This window comes from Emticicia fluvialis, assembly GCF_024793945.1.
Lineage (GTDB): Bacteria > Bacteroidota > Bacteroidia > Cytophagales > Spirosomataceae > Emticicia > Emticicia fluvialis.
Genome location: NZ_JANUSD010000005.1, coordinates 14789 through 32546, shown reverse-complemented (window position 1 = coordinate 32546; position 17758 = coordinate 14789). Strand labels below are relative to the sequence as shown.

At 42.2% G+C, this 17758-nt stretch carries 15 protein-coding genes; 7 read left to right on the top strand and 8 right to left on the bottom strand.

Features of this window, described 5'->3' with window-relative positions:
- Positions 1-183 precede the first annotated feature (183 nt).
- Complete coding sequence (locus NZ848_RS07210) at positions 184-2841, top strand: PKD domain-containing protein (RefSeq protein ID WP_259014945.1); 2658 nt, start codon at positions 184-186, stop codon at positions 2839-2841.
- Positions 2842-3003: 162 nt separating this feature from the next.
- On the top strand, positions 3004-4029 hold the full coding sequence (gene ruvB, locus NZ848_RS07205) for a Holliday junction branch migration DNA helicase RuvB (RefSeq protein ID WP_259014944.1): 1026 nt from the start codon (positions 3004-3006) through the stop codon (positions 4027-4029).
- Here ruvB and NZ848_RS07200 read toward each other — a convergent pair.
- Both NZ848_RS07200 and NZ848_RS07195 read right to left on the bottom strand, forming a co-directional pair.
- Entirely contained in the window at positions 4026-4376 is a 351-nt protein-coding gene (locus NZ848_RS07200) for a YraN family protein (RefSeq protein ID WP_259014943.1), read from the bottom strand. The two genes, ruvB and NZ848_RS07200, sit on opposite strands and share 4 nt — an antisense overlap.
- Positions 4377-4406: 30 nt before the next feature.
- On the bottom strand, positions 4407-5066 hold the full coding sequence (locus NZ848_RS07195; RefSeq protein WP_259014942.1) for a phosphatidylserine decarboxylase family protein: 660 nt from the start codon (positions 5064-5066) through the stop codon (positions 4407-4409).
- 138 nt (positions 5067-5204) lie between these two features.
- On the opposite strand from NZ848_RS07195, the gene NZ848_RS07190 reads away from it, so the two are divergent.
- The 5 genes from NZ848_RS07190 to aat all read left to right on the top strand — a co-directional run bounded on the left by NZ848_RS07190 (position 5205) and on the right by aat (position 11027).
- The gene (locus NZ848_RS07190) at positions 5205-7754 is read left to right on the top strand and encodes a tetratricopeptide repeat protein (RefSeq protein ID WP_259014941.1); all 2550 of its coding nucleotides are present in this window, start codon (positions 5205-5207) and stop codon (positions 7752-7754) included.
- Positions 7755-7831: 77 nt separating this feature from the next.
- A complete protein-coding gene (locus NZ848_RS07185; protein WP_101724924.1) occupies positions 7832-8569 on the top strand; it encodes an ABC transporter ATP-binding protein in 738 nt (245 codons plus the stop codon).
- A gap of 72 nt (positions 8570-8641) precedes the next feature.
- Entirely contained in the window at positions 8642-9139 is a 498-nt protein-coding gene (locus NZ848_RS07180) for a DUF2911 domain-containing protein (RefSeq protein ID WP_259014940.1), read from the top strand.
- A 170-nt stretch (positions 9140-9309) separates the two neighbouring features.
- The gene (locus tag NZ848_RS07175) at positions 9310-10317 is read left to right on the top strand and encodes a toxin-antitoxin system YwqK family antitoxin (RefSeq protein WP_259014939.1); all 1008 of its coding nucleotides are present in this window, start codon (positions 9310-9312) and stop codon (positions 10315-10317) included.
- A 71-nt stretch (positions 10318-10388) separates the two neighbouring features.
- Entirely contained in the window at positions 10389-11027 is a 639-nt protein-coding gene (gene aat / locus NZ848_RS07170) for a leucyl/phenylalanyl-tRNA--protein transferase (protein WP_253531813.1), read from the top strand.
- Here aat and NZ848_RS07165 read toward each other — a convergent pair.
- From NZ848_RS07165 to NZ848_RS07140, 6 genes are all read right to left on the bottom strand, one after another.
- Positions 11017-12393 carry a protein-disulfide reductase DsbD family protein gene (locus NZ848_RS07165; protein WP_259014938.1) on the bottom strand — a complete coding sequence of 459 codons (1377 nt, stop codon included), beginning with the start codon at positions 12391-12393 and terminating at the stop codon, positions 11017-11019. The genes aat and NZ848_RS07165 overlap by 11 nt on opposite strands.
- A gap of 94 nt (positions 12394-12487) precedes the next feature.
- Positions 12488-12931: a peptidylprolyl isomerase gene (locus tag NZ848_RS07160; RefSeq protein ID WP_101724929.1), complete on the bottom strand. Its 444-nt coding sequence runs from the start codon at positions 12929-12931 to the stop codon at positions 12488-12490.
- A gap of 57 nt (positions 12932-12988) precedes the next feature.
- The gene (moaA, locus tag NZ848_RS07155; protein WP_259014937.1) at positions 12989-13978 is read right to left on the bottom strand and encodes a GTP 3',8-cyclase MoaA; all 990 of its coding nucleotides are present in this window, start codon (positions 13976-13978) and stop codon (positions 12989-12991) included.
- 288 nt (positions 13979-14266) lie between these two features.
- Positions 14267-14509 (bottom strand): ATP synthase F1 subunit epsilon, encoded by a 243-nt coding sequence (gene atpC / locus NZ848_RS07150; RefSeq protein WP_101724931.1) that lies wholly within the window; start codon positions 14507-14509, stop codon positions 14267-14269.
- A 2-nt stretch (positions 14510-14511) separates the two neighbouring features.
- On the bottom strand, positions 14512-16020 hold the full coding sequence (atpD, locus tag NZ848_RS07145) for a F0F1 ATP synthase subunit beta (protein WP_253531820.1): 1509 nt from the start codon (positions 16018-16020) through the stop codon (positions 14512-14514).
- 321 nt (positions 16021-16341) lie between these two features.
- Positions 16342-17691 (bottom strand): sugar porter family MFS transporter, encoded by a 1350-nt coding sequence (locus tag NZ848_RS07140; RefSeq protein ID WP_259014936.1) that lies wholly within the window; start codon positions 17689-17691, stop codon positions 16342-16344.
- Positions 17692-17758: the final 67 nt, after the last annotated feature.

Genomic DNA, 17758 nt, shown 5'->3' with positions numbered 1-17758 from the left:
GGTGTAAAGAACAAAAAAAAACTCAATTTTGCTATTAATCTTTATTGAGGGTATCAAATAAATACGGGTTGGCTATCGTTAAAATTCTGGAATTAAACCGTAACTTTCTGTTTTAATCAGTACTTACAAAATGTATAATGAATTATGTGGGCAGGTACAGGTACTAATCTAAGGATTTATTTTTTGACAGCCACATTAGCATGTATATCAACTATCGCCTTTGGTCAGAATCCGTTTTACGTAGGGGGGAAGCTATGTAAAAGTATGCCTGCTTCTTCTACCGGGCCAGGAGGAACCCCTACAACCGCTGACTGTAACGAACCCACTATTTTTTTTGATGAAGACCCGCTTTCTACTGCCTGGCTTTGGGATTTTGGTGACGGCAAAACGTCTGACTTGCGTAATCCGAATCATCTTTATGACCAAGCAGGTACCTATACGGTAACTCTTACCCGAACAAAAGGAGGGGTACAACAAGCACCTGTAACCCGCACGATTACCATCAGCCAGCCACCCACTCAACCCACATTTAAAGGCCAAATCAGTAAAGACTCTACCATTTGTGATGGTAAAACCATAACCTTAAACCCATATAACGTTTTAGAAAAAGGCTCGCCTGAACCCCCGGGTGTTAAGTATTTATGGTTTCCGAATGGTGAGACAACCAAAACCATTGATGTTACCAAATCTGGCTGTTATTCTGTTGAGGTTTTTGATGCAAGTGGACAATGCTCAAGAACAGCCAAAATCAATGTAAAATTCTGTATGCAATCTGCCGGTGGAGGGGGTGCTGAAAAGTGGTATTTCGGCAAAGGGGCAACGCTTGAGTTTGGTATTAACCCAACTTCGGTAGTACCCAGAGACCCGCTGGCTGATAATGGTGACCTATTTGAACCCCCAAACCAGGACAACCCTGTTTACATACCTGTTCAGTCAACCCAAAGTAATCCGATTGACTCCCCCGAAGGTGTAGCTATGGTTTTTGACCCCAAAGGAGATCTGGTATTGTATACCGATGGCGTAAAAATATACAGCAAAGACGACCAACCCGTACCTTTTCAGCTGCCACCACCGGCTACAGCTACTTCATTGCCGGGTACTAATACATCTACACAGTCGTCTCTAATTGTTCCTAAAAGCAATTGCAATGAGTGTCCGCATCATCTTTATTATGTGTACACCATGAACGAAACCACAGGCAGGCTGTCTTACAGTATTGTAGATATGCGCCGTAATGGTGGGCAGGGGGCAATTGTTGAAACCGATATTCCTGTTAGTCTGGCATCAACAGAACAAATCGTAACAAAAAGTATTGAAGATGATAAAAAGAACATGGTGTTCTTTGTGTATTCGCAGGATAAAACTACCGGACAATTTAAAGTACTGAAAATTGATTCCACTGGCTCTAATCTGGTTAATCAACCCCCAATTACTAATAAAATACCTGATGAAAGCGGATATATGAAAATATCTCCGAATGGACGTAAGCTGGCTACAGCATATATAAAAGACGGCAAAAATTATATAGAAGTATATGGCATTAATGCTACCACAGGCGTATTAACACTTGTGCATACCATTGAGTTGGGCAATGCGCCCCCAAAAATATATGGTGTAGAGTTTTCGCAGGATGGCGAAAAACTTTATTATACCCTCAGAGGAGCTCCATCCTCAACAGTAAAATCTTATTTGTATCAGTTAAATCTTAATTTAAGTTCAGATGCCCAGATAAGCCAGCAGAAAAAACAGATAGCAGAGTCGTCTACTCATATTTTTGGGGCTTTGCAAATGGGGCCTACCAATGCAGGTACGGGTGGGTTTATTTACATGGCAGTAGATGGCAGCACAGAAATTGCCTATATAACACAACCCGATGCATTGATAACAAGCAATGTGGCAGTAGTTAATTATATTTCTTTTAATCAGGCTACGGCTCCTAATGTGGTAGGTACCAGTAAGTTGGGGCTTCCGAACGTAGTACATGCCAAGCCACAGCAGGATGGAGACGGCTTAAGTGCTACCTATAAAGGAACCTGCCAGAACCAACCTACTATTTTTGAAACCAAAGGCATTTGCAGCCCCATGAAAAATGAAGTAAGCTGGGACTTTGGCGATGGTACAAAAGGTAAAGGAACGCAAGTGTCTCATATTTATACAAAACCCGGGCGATACACCATTACAATGACGGTAGAAGTTTATGCCGAGACAGCAATAAGCAAGGTGGTGAATATACCTATATTGGGTAATTCGTTAAGAGAGAAATGTGATGTGTTTACGGTAACAGATGAAATAAACATTAAGCCCTCACCAATAATTAATCTGGCAGATTCTGCTTATGCCTGTTTTCGGGAAGGGGCTACGCTTTTATTAGACCCCAAAGCCCAAAATACCGTTGACCCAACCTATTTATGGAGGCCAAGGAATGAAACAACACCAACCATAACCGTTGATGTGCAAAGCACATACACTACATTTGTAACCAATAACTTTACATCTCAAAGCGGAGAACTTTACACCTGCACCACAGACGATAAAATTGTTGTAGAAGACAAATGTGACCCCCGCCTTTTTATTCCGGAGGCCTTTTCACCCAATGGCGATGGTGTGAATGATGTATTGGAAACGCCTAATAAATATATCACAGATTACGACCTGAAAATTTATAACCGCTGGGGTGAGATTATATTTCAGTCTCTAGATCCATTTGATAAATGGGATGGCTCTTACAAAGGGCAGATAATGGCTCCAATGCTGTATGCCTTTGTAGTAAGCTATAAAAGTGAATACTTCCCTGAGCGACCTAAAATAACTAAATCTGGGGGGATACTTTTAATCAGATAACATTTTATAAGATTTACATTCTTCATTACGGCCACTCTTTATACCTTTGGGCAGGTAATTATAAAAAGATACTTCACAGATACTTTCAAAGGGTTTCTATTATAAACCCCCTGAAATATCGTATATTTGGTTGTATAAAAGAGAGCATTTCTCAGAGATTTCATGCGAAAAGATTATATAAAAGGCGAGAGCGAGGGGCTTTCGCCGGTTGAAAAGGAAATAGAAAAAGCGCTGCGGCCTCTTTCGTTTGATGATTTTACAGGGCAGGATAAAATTCTTGAGAACTTAAAAGTCTTTGTTCTGGCTGCCAAACAAAGAAAAGAAGCGCTCGACCATGTGTTGTTGCACGGCCCTCCGGGGTTGGGTAAAACCACGTTATCGTACATTATCTCTAATGAGCTGGGTACTAATATTAAAATAACCTCAGGCCCGGTGCTTGACAAACCAAGCGACCTGGCTGGCCTGCTGACCAATCTTGAGCCATTTGATGTGCTTTTCATTGATGAAATCCACCGGCTGAATCCCATTGTGGAAGAGTATCTATATTCAGCAATGGAAGATTACCGCATTGACATCATGCTTGATACCGGCCCCAACGCCCGCAGCGTACAGATTGGCCTGAATCCGTTTACCTTGATAGGCGCTACCACCAGAGCCGGATTGCTCACCTCGCCACTCCGCGCCAGGTTTGGTATCAATTCAAGGCTGGAATACTACGACTCTCAGTTACTTTGTAAGATTATCAAGCGTTCGTCGTATATATTAAAAACGCCAATCAGTGAAGATGGCGCATTTGAGATTGCCCGCAGAAGCAGGGGAACCCCGCGTATTGCCAATAATTTGTTGAGACGCACCCGTGATTTTGCTCAGGTAAAAGGCGATGGCAAAATAAACCTTGCCATTGCAGAAATGGCTTTAACAGCCTTGGATGTAGACCAGGATGGTTTGGATGAAATGGATAACAGAATCTTGCAGACGATTATAGATAAATTTAAAGGCGGGCCGGTTGGTTTATCAACCATTGCAACGGCAGTAGGAGAGGAGGCCGAAACAATTGAAGAAGTTTACGAGCCTTTCCTGATTCAGGAAGGATACCTGAAACGCACCGCTAGGGGCAGAGAAGCAACAGAAAAAGCCTATAAGCATCTGAATATTCTGCCTAAATACAAAATGGGAGAGTTGTTTTAAAAGAAAACGTCTTCAAACTGGCGGATTTCGAAGTGCTGCCCGACAATAATAGCAATGATGTCAAACCGTATTTTGCCTCGCCAGTTTTTCTGATAAACGTAGTTTTCGGCTGTTTTTATAATGAGCCCTGCTTTGGCCTTTGAAATGGTTTGCTCAGGATACCCATGCAAAACCTCAGAGCGGGCCCGCACTTCAACAAACACCAGCCAGTTGTCTTTGGTTGCAATAATATCTATTTCGCCCTTGCCAAATACATAGTTGCGGTCAAGTATCTCATACCCGTTTTTTATTAAGAAACCGGCGGCCATTTCTTCTGCTTTGTTACCGGTATCATTGTGTTGAGCCATGCTGGGCAGAAGTTATGAATACAGAATAGGTTAAGGTAATTCGGCAATAACGGTTTCTCCACCTACCGGGCGGTCATCAATATTTACCAGAATTTTGGCATCTAAAGGCAGAAAAATATCAATTCTTGAACCAAACTTAATAAACCCGAACTCAGTGCCCTGCTCTACGTTTTTGCCTTCCTGTACATACCAGCACAACCTGCGCGCCAATGCACCGGCTATCTGCCTGAAAAGCACTTCGGTACCGTTGCTATGTTTTACTACAATGGTAGTTCTTTCGTTTTCAGTACTTGATTTCGGATGCCAGGCAAACAGATATTTGCCGGGATGATACTTGAAATAAGTTACAATGCCCGAAATAGGGTTAAAGTTAATATGCACGTTGATAGGTGACATAAAAATGGAAACCTGTCGGCGAGGCTCCTTAAAATACTCTGTTTCCACCACCTCTTCAATCACAACCACTTTGCCGTCGGCAGGGGCAATTATATGCTTGCTGTTTTTAGTAGTATTGCGTGTAGGCTTACGGAAAAACTGAACAATGATAATAAAGAACACCAGACTTACACCCAGCGCTATTTGATGAACAAGAGAATTGTCAGGAGCAAAGTATCTTACTAATCCGTTAAGTATTACGAAAGCAATTATTGTTAAAGAAATTGTTCCTGTTCCCTCTTTATGCAGTGTCATGATTAATATCTCGGTTTTTTGGATGCGCAAATATAATCAAACAATGTTTTTGCGTTATCTTCACAGCGCAAATATTTATCGGTACATGTGAATAACCTGTTGACAAACAGGCCTTCAGGTAGAAAACATTAAGCATTTATGTATCATTGGTTTTTTTGGCAAAACTGGTCTAAACCTGAGAAAAGTATCTTTTGGGCGATTTTGGTGGTATTGTTTTTTTCTGTAGCGGCAATGGCGTGGTATACCTATTATGGTATTGACAACGTAATACACTGGGATATTCTGAGCGAATTGGACGAAGTCGCAAAAATATCAGACAGTTTCTCTGACGGCCAGCTGAAGTTTACAATCAACGGCAATGCGTATCTGGTAAAAGAACGCTTTATTGCTTCTATGATGCAAACCAATACCCTGGCGGCTTACGGCTTTATAGGTTTGTATCTTATTGGCCTCAACTTACTGCTGGCATCGGTATCTGCCATGCCCAGATACTGGTTTTTAGGTGGCATGGTGCTGCTGGCAGGTATATTGGTTACGTTTCATCTTGAAAACGTTTTTAATCTCACCAATCAGGCGGCTTTTCTTATTGCCTTTGCCGGCTTTGCAGGTGTGGCTTTTTATTTCAATAATTTTAATAAAAGTGCAGGTTTCTTAACCAGACTTTCTTCTTTTTTGCTGCTAAGTATTGTAGGGGGGGTGCTTATAACTGGTTTCTCAAAAATAAACCATCCTTGGTTGGCAGTTGCCTCTTACGGGCTTGTGTCGGCCATTGTTTTAAGTGTGTTGTTTATTCTCTTGGTATCACATGAAATTGTGGCATCACTGGTGTGGGTTGTTTCCAACGCTGGCGTAAAGGGTAAGAGTTCTTTGAGCCAATTCCTGATTGTTTCAAGCATTTACCTGCTTAATGTGTTACTGATGTTTTTAGAGCGTAACAGATACATTGACTGGAACGTTCTACCCATAAGCCCGATAGTGTTATATGTCAGCTCTTTGCTGTTAGGTATCTGGGGTTTCAGATGTGTAACAGAAGAGTCAGATACTTTTCATTTTAGAAACATAGGTGCCTGGTTGTATCTGGGCTTAGGTATAATTACCACCGCAACAATTGCCTTTGTGTTCGCTTCGGGCAATGACCCGTTAATGGAAGCCTTTCAGAAATTTATTGTAGCGGCGCATCTGGTAATGGGTTTAGCCTTTGCATTGTATGTTGTTCTTAATTTTATTCAGGCCATGCAAAAAGGCTTACCTGTGCATCGTATTCTTTACAAGCCTCAGTTTCTCGAACTTTCGCTTTTTCGTTTAGGGGCTATCGTAGGTATGGTTACATTGTTCTCTTTAAAAAACTTTTATATTTATTATCAAGCCACGGCCGGTTATTACAATACCATTGCCAATTACTACAAAACCGATAACGATGGCGTATATGCCGAGGCATTTTATAAAGAGGCGCTTCATGCTGATATCCTGAATCATCAGTCGAACTACGGATTGGCTTCTCTGGCAATGGCAGTGAATGATAAAGAGAATACCGGGGCATTTCTGAAAAGTGCTTTAGAGAAAAACCCCAGCCCGTATGCATACGCAGGGTTGAGTAAAATTCTGCAAGAGAAAGATATGTTTTTTGATGCCCTCTTTACTTTGCAGGAAGGGGTAAGGCGATTTCCGGATAACCAACCATTGCTGACCAACCTGGCATGGTTATATGAAAAAACAAAAGTGACCGACTCAACGCAGCACTACCTGACACTAGCCAGAGAAAATTGTACTGACTGCGATTTGGCAGAGGCCAACCTGTTGGCGTTTCAAATGAAATACAAGAAAAGCGAGGCTTCTGAGAATCGCATAGATGCGGGCAAGAGTAAAGACGATGCGCTACATGCAAATCTCACAGCGTATGAAATAAACAAAAATACACCACCTGGCTCAATACAATTAAGAACAGACTCGGTGCTGAACGTAAGCCAGTTTGCTTTAATTTACAATTGTACTGCCGGCAAAGATTTGCAAGCCCCATACACCGCCCGGGTTTTAAAAAAGATTCAGCAGAAAGAGGGCAACCAAAGTTTTTATGAAGATCTTGAGTTTGCCATTGCATCGCAGAATTACTATAGAGAAAATAAACTGGAGGGTTTGAAACAGCTTACCATTCTGGCTAATGACTCAACAAGCAAAAAGAGGTTGTACAATCAGGTTGCTGGTATGTGGTATTTGCAGCAAGGGATATTTGATAAGGCCGAAAGACATTTATTAATAGCAGGTGACAGGGCATCGGCAGAGGTATTGCAAAAGCAGGGCTACCGGGCAATACTGGCCGAATATCAGGAAACCCAGGCCGAGGAAGCTTTGGAAAATGCCAGAACCAAAAATGATTTTGATAAGGCGCTTGCTGCTAATCCGCTAAACCCCCTGGTGATAGCCCGGGTTACAGAATTCTACAATATCAGGCTAAAAAAGCCGGGGGATGCCTACCTGTTTATATTTAACGCACTGCAGCTGAACGACGAAAATGCGGCACTTTGGAAGCTGTATGTACAGCAATCTTTGAAAATAGGAGTGGAGAATTACGCCATAGACGGCCTTGAAAAGCTTCGGGCTTTATTGAGTCCTACCGATTATCAAGCGTTTCTTTCCACCTATCAAGCCCAAAAAGCATTGATGGAAAAAAACAAGGTTGGTTTTGAATGAAAGAATATATTTGAAATGAAAACGGAGGTTTGCAAACTACCTCTTATTAGCCCGAACTCACTCATTCATAATTGCAAATGAAAATAATTGAGACTACCAATATTTCTAAACGCTACATTATGGGTAGCGAAATAATCGATGCCCTGAAGTCGGTTACCATTTCTGTAGAAAGAGGAGAATATGTAGCGTTTATGGGGCCGTCAGGCTCCGGTAAGTCTACGTTGATGAATATTATAGGTTGTCTCGATTCGCCAACAGCCGGCCGTTATGTGTTGAATAATCATGATGTAAGCCGCATGAGTGAGAACGAACTGGCCGAGGTCAGAAACAAAGAGATTGGCTTCGTTTTCCAGACGTTCAACCTTTTGCCTCGTCAATCTGCTTTAGAAAATGTGGCCCTACCGCTGATTTATGCTGGCTATACGAAGTCGCAGCGGACAGAAAAGGCCATGCAGACGTTAAAAAACGTAGGTCTTGAGAACCGCGCGCACCATAAACCTAATGAGTTGTCTGGTGGGCAGCGCCAGCGTGTGGCCATTGCCCGGGCGCTTGTAAACGACCCCAGTATATTGCTGGCCGATGAGCCTACTGGTAACCTTGATACCAAGACGTCTTACGAAATTATGGAATTGTTTGACCAACTCTATTCAAAGGGAAACACCATTGTAATGGTAACCCACGAAGAAGACATTGCCAAATATGCGCACCGCATTGTGCGTTTAAGAGACGGGCTGGTGGAGTCGGATATAATTAATGCAACACCCACAAATCCGCGTGAAATGGCTAAGATATTTGCCGAGAAAACGAAAGAATAATTTCAAAATATTGTTAAACTAAACCAGGTGTTTTTTCGTTAATACCCATATACCATAACTATTTTATTAACCATGAAAAAATCAGTATTCTTATTATCTTTTTTGTTTAGTATCACCTCTCTAGTTTTTGCTCAGGAAAAAAGAGCCAGCCCACATGTTACGGCAGAAAGTAAAAATGTAAAAGTTACTTATGGCCAACCATCAAAAAAAGGACGTACCATTTTTGGAGGTCTTGAGAAATATGGAACAATATGGAGAACAGGAGCAGATGAAGCAACCGAGATTACGTTTCATAAAAATGTAAAATTTGGAGGTAAACCGGTAAAAGCAGGAACATATACGCTTTTTTCTAAATTAGGAGAAAAAGAGTGGACAATCATATTGAATAGTGAGTTGAAACAATGGGGTGCTTATGGCTACGACAAAATCAAAGACAAGAACGTAGTAGAAGTAACAGTACCTGTAAAAGCATTGTCGCAACCGGTAGAAAAGCTAACAATCACTACTGATGATAAGGTTTTAACCATCGCCTGGGATACCACTAGTGTTAGTGTTCCCATGGAGTTTTAGGGTTTAGGTAAGTGTAGTGATAAAAAGCAGAGGCATGTGCTTCTGCTTTTTTTTGTGTTTTGGTTGAACGCGTTAACAAACCTGTTAATTTTACTGTGGCCTTATTAGTGGCAATAAAATTTTTCTTTGAAGCATTCGTTTCTATAAAGAAGTATAAAAGTGTTTATAAAATGAGATTTCTACCCCTTATTATAGTTTGTGCCGGTATGCTTATGGGTCTTGACGCAGCAGCGCAGACACCCGGTGCTGTACCCACAGCAAAAAGGAGATCGGCAAAAGACATAATAAAAGATGCTGTTGAAATAAGCGGCCCTAAGGTTTCCGGAGGTGTATCCGGTTCGGCTGGGGCAACCTCTGCATTGGGCACCCAGAGTGCAGCTTTACCAGCTGCCAATTTCAGTATCTCAAATGCTGAAGATGCCCGTAAACTAGCTACCGAAACCTTGCCAGACCTGGGCCTGAAAATATCTAAGGGTGTTAAAAAGCTTAAAAAAGAACTGAAAAGCTACAGAAGAGAGTTTAACGGCCGCGATTACGAAGGCATAAAAGTGAAGAAGCAGACCATCAGCCAGGGGAGTAGCAGCTCACCAACTTATATAGAGTTTTATACTTTGCAGGAATATAAACAGCCAGACAATTATAGCCGGCATTTGTACTGGTTTGACCACAAAGCCAATCGCATAGTGGAGGGTTTAGGTCGTGACAAAACCAAAAACGACCTCATGCACGGGCCTTACAAAAGATACCAGGGCGATTTACTGTTAGAAGAAGGCTGGTACTATATGGGTACAAAGCACGGCCGGTGGGAGTTGTATGACAAAAACAATAATCTGGTTAATAAAGAGTATTATGAAAGAGGGTTTGCCCGAGACGCCCGCATCAGTTATTTTGATGGCTCGCAGCAGAAGATAAAAGAGGTAATACCCGTAAACTACAATAAAGTGAGCGGCGAGTATTTTCTTTTCAATGAAAACGGAACATTGGCTGAACAGGGAATGATGGATGATAGCGTGAAAGTAGGGCAGTGGGTAGAGTATTATCCAACGGGTAATCGTCGTAAAAAGGAAGTACAATATGGTAGAGACTGTTTCGATACGAAGTTTGAATCTTACGTAATCAGAGAATATGACGAACGCGGCAAGGTAGTTTTTGAGTCGCCGAGGTTGAAAAAGAACTAGGCAAGAATGAAAGCGTTGTTGCTGGTTTCGATTTTGTTTCTATATTTGCTTAGTGTATTTCAAAAAACTCAATGAGTCCACTTTCTGCTGACGATCTTATTTATGGGTATATAAATGGTATTTTTCCGATGGCCGACTCCGACGGCACACTATACTGGTATTCACCAGACCCTCGGGCCATTATTCCGATAGACACCTATAAACCCGCTAAATCGCTCAGGCCTTTTCTTAATAAGCAGATTTTTGAGATTCGTATCAACTACAATTTCAGGGCAGTAATGGTGGCTTGTTCTCAGCCGCGCCGGGATTCTGACGACACCTGGATTTCAGAAGAAATAATCAATGCCTATACAAACCTGCATCAGATGGGCTTTGCGCATAGTGTTGAAGCATACCTGGGTGAGCAACTGGTAGGGGGGGTATATGGCGTAGCCATAGGTGCTGCTTTTTTTGGCGAATCAATGTTTTATACTGAGCCAAATGCATCAAAGGTTGCTTTTCACGCGTTGATGGAGCTACTCAAAAAACAGGATTTCGAATTGCTTGACACACAGTTTATCAACGACAACGTGAAGCGTTTCGGCGCCATAGAAATCAGTAAGGCAGAATACATGCGAATGCTGAAAAGAGCCATTCGCCACAAGGCTAAATTTGTAGAGGCTGAAGTTGCACATTTGTTCAATGTGCAAACAGATGACCTTATTTCTTGAAATTGTTAATTCCTTCGTCTAAAAACTTAATGAAGTCTGCAGTAGAACTATAGCCTATCGGTTGTTTCACAATCAGTTTTCCGTTGGTGTCTTCAATTACATAATACGGCTGCGCATTGTTATTGTATTTCACAATTTCAAGATCCATATTTTTATCACCAATTGTTTCTTTCAGTTCCTCGTCATATTTAGAGGTATATTGTTTTTCTTTAGGCAGCGCCTTTTTATCGTCTACATATAAAGATGCTATCACAAACTCATTTTTTAGTCTTTCTAATACCTCCGGCTTTGGCCATACGTTTTCTTCCATCTTACGGCAGTTGGCGCAGGCATAGCCGGTAAAGTCAATAAACAGTGGTTTGTTTACTTCTTTGGCATAGGCTAGGGCATCGTCATAATCATAGAAGCCCTGTAAGTCATGCGGTAGGGCACGCAGCTTTGAACCATCAATAGGGGCAGTGTTTAACGTTTTAGGAGGCAAAAGGCCAGACAACAGGCTTAGTTCTTTTCCTTTTACAACACCAGGCACCATGTAGGCCGCAAATGCAAAAAACAGAATGGCAAAGCCCACACGCTGAAAACTATACTTGCCAACCTTGCTATCTTTAGGCAAGCGGATAACACCTAATATATAAAGGCCGATGGCAATGAAAATGATAATCCAGACAATAAGGAACAGATTGCGCGATATCAGATTGAAATGGTAGGTTAAATCGATATTCGACAGGAATTTCAAGGCCAGTGCAAATTCAAGAATACCGAAAACAGCTTTCATTTCGTTCATCCAGCCGCCAGACTTCGGCAGGCTTTTCAACCATTGCGGAAACAGCGCCAGAGAAGTAAAGACCAAACCGAAAGGTAAACCAAAAGCCAGCATACCCCACAAAGGGCGCCATACCTCGCCTTTGGCTGCAAGTATCAATAAAGAACCAACAAACGGAGCTGTACACGAGAAAGAAACCACCACCAGTGTTAAAGCCATAAAGAATATACCCAGCAAACCACCTTTTTCAGACATCCGGTCAATGTTGTTCACCATACCGTGAGGCAATACAATTTCAAACGCCCCTAATAACGAAATGCCGAAAATAACAAATATGACAAAGAATATCAGATTTGGTGCCCAGTGTGTGCTAATGAAATTCAGAAACGGGGCGCCAAATAGGGTAGCTACCAGGCCGATAATGGCAAATACAAACATGATAGATAAACCATAGAATGTGGCCTTACCAGTACCTTGCGACTGCTTGGTAAAAAAGCTGACGGTCATTGGCATTATTGGATATATACACGGCATGAATATTGATGCGAAACCTGCCAGAAAGGCGGTCAGTAGAAATCCAATCAATGTGTTACTTTCTTGCATAGGGTGTTTGTTGTTGGTACTTGCTTTGTATGGTAAACAAAAAACTGCCCGGAAATATTACAGAACGAGCAGTTTTTAACAAAAAATTTATGACTTAAGCTTCTGTTTCGGTAATGTTGATTTTCTGGATTTTATCTCCCTGGCGAATCGCATCAATTACTTCAAGGCCATCAACTACTTTGCCGAAGCAGGTATGGTTACGGTCAAGATGTTGCGTGTTAGAACGGTTGTGGCAAATAAAGAATTGCGAACCGCCCGTGTTACGGCCTCTGTGCGCCATTGAAAGTACGCCTCTGTCGTGGTATTGGTTATTGCCTGTCAACTCGCATTGAATGGTATAACCGGGGCCACCTGCACCTGTGCCGGTTGGGTCACCGCCCTGAATCATGAAATCAGGAATAACGCGGTGAAATTTCAAGCCATCGTAAAATCCTTTCTTTGCAAGCGTTACAAAATTATTAACTGCAATAGGAGCATCTTCTTCGTAAAATTCGATAAGCATAGTACCCTTATCGGTAATCATTTCTGCCTTTAACATAATAGTTATCGTTACGGCGACCCGTTTAAAAAATTAATAATTATAAAACTGAATATTTTATCCTCCAATGGTGGTCATTGATTCAGACACCAGGCTTTTCCTGTTCTTTTCTGCTTCAAAGCCATCAGCAGCCCGCTTCTGTAGCGCTTCACTGATTAATAACTTCATTTCACTGTCAGAAAGTTTCTGCCGCATCATATCTCGTACGTTAAAAACGCCATCGTCATACAGGCAGGTTTTAAATACCCCGGTAGGAGTTACCCTGATACGATTACAGGTGCCGCAAAAAGTACGGCTGAAAGCAGCAATAACACCAATGGATCCTTTAAAGTTCGGAATCCGGTAATTGTATGAGGTTGAGTTCGGTTCGTCAGCCATCCGGTATATGTCAGGATGTGCCAATCGGATTAAATCCATTATTTTTCCATAACTCCAGAAATCCTGAATCTGTTCAGGGCGCAGCCCGGCTCCATTAAAGGGCATTTCTTCAATAAACCTGACAGATACACTTTTGTTTCGTGCCAGCTCAACCATTGATAGAATATCCTCATCATTTTTGCCAGACATTACCACTGTATTAATTTTTACCGGAATCTCATGCTCCAGAAGAGCCTCCAGCGTCTGCCACACTTTAGTAAATTCGTCGCGGCGTGTAATTTCAAAAAACCGTTGGCGGTCAAGCGAGTCCAGGCTCAGATTAACCGAATTGACACCCAGTTTTTTTAGTTCAGGTACTAACGGAGCCGTTAGCACACCATTAGTAGTAATATTGATTTTATTGATTCCTTCAATCTCAGACAACTTCCATAGAAACGGCATAAGGTCTCTTCTCAGAAAAGGTTCACCCCCTGTAATACGCACTTTACTGATGCCCATTTCTGCCAGAATACCCACCAGCCGTAGCATTTCTTCATAGCTCAACAAATGAGGTTTAGGCAGATACTGTATGCCTTCTTCAGGCATACAATAAAAGCAACGCAGGTTACAGCGGTCTGTAACTGCCAGCCTCAGATAATTGATAGGCCTGCCGTGGTTATCTATGAGCATATTGAAGAATTTGGTGAGTGAGTGATTTAGTGAATGTATGATTACACCACTCTACAGCTATTAACCCCAATCTTTAATAGAAAATAATTGTGCTAAATTTTACACATGCGTGTAATTTTGGCAACCAACACCTAAGATACGTATTCTCTGATTCCTGATGTGAGAATGACAAATCACGCAATTGCTCATTTACTAAATCACTAAACTTTCACGGTAAAAGTACTCACAATCTGCTAAAAAACAAAAGAGGCCTGGATGTCCAGGCCTCTTTCAAGCATATCTGAAAAATTAAGCTACTGCTTCAGCAAGTACCAGAATTTTGTTTTTTACTACTTCTACCACGCCACCATCTACCACAAATGTTTCTTTTTTACCATTTGCTTCGATCACCAAATCACCTTTGGCAAGTGTACTGACAAGCGGAGCATGGTCTTTCAAAACCTGAAAACGACCTTCGCTACCAGGGAAAGAAACAGCGTTTACTTCGCCAGTATATACTTTTTTATCGGGGGTAATTATTTCTAAGTTCATTGTTATTGTTTGTTCGCTTCTGCAATTAATCTTTCACCTTTCGCAACGGCATCTTCAATGGTTCCAACAAGGTTGAAAGCGGCTTCAGGAAGGTTGTCATAGGCGCCATCCATAATCTGGTTAAAGCCTTTGATGGTATCGTTGATATCAACCAATACCCCTTTTAAACCTGTAAACTGTTCAGCCACGAAGAACGGTTGTGACAAGAAACGTTGCACACGACGCGCACGAGATACAACCAGTTTATCTTCTTCTGATAACTCTTCCAGACCAAGGATTGCGATGATATCCTGTAGTTCTTTATAACGTTGCAAAATGTTTTTTACACGTTGAGCAGTGTTGTAGTGCGCATCGCCCAATACAGCAGCAGAAAGAATACGTGAAGAAGAATCAAGAGGGTCTACCGCAGGATAGATACCTAGCTCGGCAATTTTACGGCTCAATACCGTGGTAGCATCCAAGTGGGTAAATGTTGTGGCAGGAGCAGGGTCAGTCAAGTCATCGGCAGGTACATAAACCGCTTGTACTGAAGTAATAGAACCACGTTTGGTTGAAGCAATACGCTCTTGCATATTACCCATCTCTGTTGCCAGAGTTGGCTGATAACCTACCGCTGAAGGCATACGACCCAAAAGTGCTGATACCTCAGAACCGGCCTGTGTAAAGCGGAAAATGTTATCAATAAAGAAAAGGATATCACGACCTTTGCCTTCGCCGTCGCCATCGCGGAAGTGCTCAGCAACAGTAAGACCAGACAAGGCAACACGTGCACGTGCTCCAGGAGGCTCGTTCATCTGACCGAAGATAAAGGTTGCCTGAGATTCTTTCAAAGCTTCTTTATCAACTACGCTCAGGTCCCAGCCACCTTCTTCCATTGAGTGTTTGAAAGCCTCACCGTATTTTACGATACCAGACTCAATCATCTCACGAAGAAGGTCATTTCCTTCACGGGTACGCTCACCTACACCGGCAAATACCGACAGACCGGCATAAGCTTTGGCAATATTGTTAATCAACTCCTGAATCAATACGGTTTTACCTACACCCGCACCACCAAACAAACCGATTTTACCACCTTTTACGTATGGAGCAAGCAGGTCAATTACTTTAATACCAGTAAAAAGAACCTCAGTTGCTGTTGCTAATTCTTCAAATTTAGGTGCAGAACGGTGAATAGACATACCCGGAGTAGTAACCTGCTCCAAGCCGTCGATAGCCTCACCAACCACATTGAACAAACGACCTTTGATGGCATCGCCAGTTGGCATGGTAATCGGAGAACCCAGGTGCGTTACAGCCATACCACGTTGCAAACCTTCGGTTCCGTCCATTGCAATGGTACGTACGCGGTCTTCGCCAAGGTGTTGTTGTACTTCCAGGATTACTTTTTGACCATTCGCCTTTTCTACCGACAACGCATCAAGAATAGGGGGGATAAACGAACCTTTTCCCTCAAAACTCACGTCAACCACGGGTCCGATAATCTGTGAGATTTTACCAATATTAGCCATTTATGGAGTATTTTAAAATTTAGATAGTTTGAAAGCAAGATGTTGCGCGTAAAAACGATAACATCTCGTTTTGGGACGCAAAATTAATGCTTCTAGTTTTTAAAAGCAAAATCTTGGGCAATGATTTTGTATTTTTTTTAGATAACATACCGAATCCTAAATGGGTACACTTGCAAATTTAAAAAACGGTTCGTAGTATAAATTCAATAATTTGTCTTGTTAAACCCCCCGGGAATCGGTCGCATTGCCCTAAAAACCATACCGGATACCTCACATTAAAGCGCAATTAAAATATAACGTAAAAAAGTTACAGGCGTATATTTACTTCCATTTATCTTCAATGTCTTCCAGGCTCATACCTTTGGTTTCAAAAACCACAAACTTGGCAAAAAGCAAGCCCAGCAGCACTACAATGGTATAAATACCAAATATGCCGCCATTGGTACCCAGCGAAGTAGCCGCCATAATAGGAAATGTATAAGCCACGCATAAATCAAAAACCCAGTGATTGAAGCTGCCCATGCTTGAAGCAAACCCGCGTATTTTTAATGGGTAAATCTCTGAAATCAACAGCCAGCCTAATGGCCCCAGGCTGATAGCAAAGAAAATAATATAAGTATAAATACCACCTACCAGCATGAATTGCTGCAAGCCTGCATCAAGCGAGTCTTTCATAAAAAAAGCCAGCCCTACCGTAGATAAGCAAATAGCCGTGCCTATAAGCCCTGTATAAAGTAATGGTTTACGCCCCCATTTATCAAGAAACATAATAGCAAACACGGTAGCTATTGAGTTGGTTACACCCACGCCCACTGTGGCCAGTGCTGCTGTGTTGCCCTCCGGAAATACGTTTTTGAAAATATCTGTCGAAAAATAAATGATAGCATTAATACCCGAAAACTGTTGTATAAAGAAAATACCCACCGCAATAAATAAAGGAATACGCAGGCGCTTGCTGAACAGCATTTTCCAGTCGGCTTTGTTATGTTTTTCGTTTTCTACTATTCTTTTGGTTTGGGTAAGCTCTTGTGTGGCCTGTTCAGGTTCGCGCAGGCGGTTCAGTACAGCCAGTGCCTCGGCATCGCGGCCCTTGCTAATAAGCCAGCGTGGGCTTTCGGGCACAAAAAGCATGCCCAGAAACAAAATGGCAGCCGGCACAAACCCCGCCCAGAACATATTCCGCCAGCCGTCGGCCTGCTCGGCAAAGAAGAAACCCACCACATAAGATAACAATATACCCAGGGTAATAGCCAATTGAAAAAACGTTACCAGCTGGCCTCTCATGTGGGTAGGGGCAATTTCTGCCAGATACATAGGTACTGTTGAGGCCACAATACCTATGGCAAGCCCCAGAAATAAACGGCCGATAATGAGGAACAGAGTGCTTGGCGCCATGGCAGTAATAATAGAGCCAACTACGAAAATCAACGATGCCACGATGTTAATCTTTTTTCGGCCCAGTATGTCGGTCAGGGGGCCGCTGAGAAAAGGCCCCAGCATACCACCGGCCAGAACTGCGCTCACTATCCGGCTTTCTGTTTCAGGGCTTGGGTTAAATTGTGCCCGCAATGAGGGGAGAGCCACGTTAATAACACCGGTGTCAAAACCAAAAAGAAGCCCGCCGGTAGCGGCAACAGCAGCAATAAAATACAATAGTAGATTTTTGTTCATAAATAGATAGGTTAAATGCAACAACGCTTACAAATTAACTAAATTTTCAGGAAATATCTGTAATTTC

Coding starts and splice junctions, on each gene's coding strand:
- ruvB (WP_259014944.1), top strand. CDS start 3,004: ATGCGAAAAGATTATATAAAAGGCGAGAGCGAGGGGCTTTCGCCGGTT.
- NZ848_RS07200 (WP_259014943.1), bottom strand. CDS start 4,376: ATGGCTCAACACAATGATACCGGTAACAAAGCAGAAGAAATGGCCGCC.
- NZ848_RS07195 (WP_259014942.1), bottom strand. CDS start 5,066: ATGACACTGCATAAAGAGGGAACAGGAACAATTTCTTTAACAATAATT.
- NZ848_RS07190 (WP_259014941.1), top strand. CDS start 5,205: ATGTATCATTGGTTTTTTTGGCAAAACTGGTCTAAACCTGAGAAAAGT.
- NZ848_RS07185 (WP_101724924.1), top strand. CDS start 7,832: ATGAAAATAATTGAGACTACCAATATTTCTAAACGCTACATTATGGGT.
- NZ848_RS07180 (WP_259014940.1), top strand. CDS start 8,642: ATGAAAAAATCAGTATTCTTATTATCTTTTTTGTTTAGTATCACCTCT.
- NZ848_RS07175 (WP_259014939.1), top strand. CDS start 9,310: ATGAGATTTCTACCCCTTATTATAGTTTGTGCCGGTATGCTTATGGGT.
- aat (WP_253531813.1), top strand. CDS start 10,389: ATGAGTCCACTTTCTGCTGACGATCTTATTTATGGGTATATAAATGGT.
- NZ848_RS07165 (WP_259014938.1), bottom strand. CDS start 12,393: ATGCAAGAAAGTAACACATTGATTGGATTTCTACTGACCGCCTTTCTG.
- NZ848_RS07160 (WP_101724929.1), bottom strand. CDS start 12,931: ATGTTAAAGGCAGAAATGATTACCGATAAGGGTACTATGCTTATCGAA.
- moaA (WP_259014937.1), bottom strand. CDS start 13,978: ATGCTCATAGATAACCACGGCAGGCCTATCAATTATCTGAGGCTGGCA.
- atpC (WP_101724931.1), bottom strand. CDS start 14,509: ATGAACTTAGAAATAATTACCCCCGATAAAAAAGTATATACTGGCGAA.
- atpD (WP_253531820.1), bottom strand. CDS start 16,020: ATGGCTAATATTGGTAAAATCTCACAGATTATCGGACCCGTGGTTGAC.
- NZ848_RS07140 (WP_259014936.1), bottom strand. CDS start 17,691: ATGAACAAAAATCTACTATTGTATTTTATTGCTGCTGTTGCCGCTACC.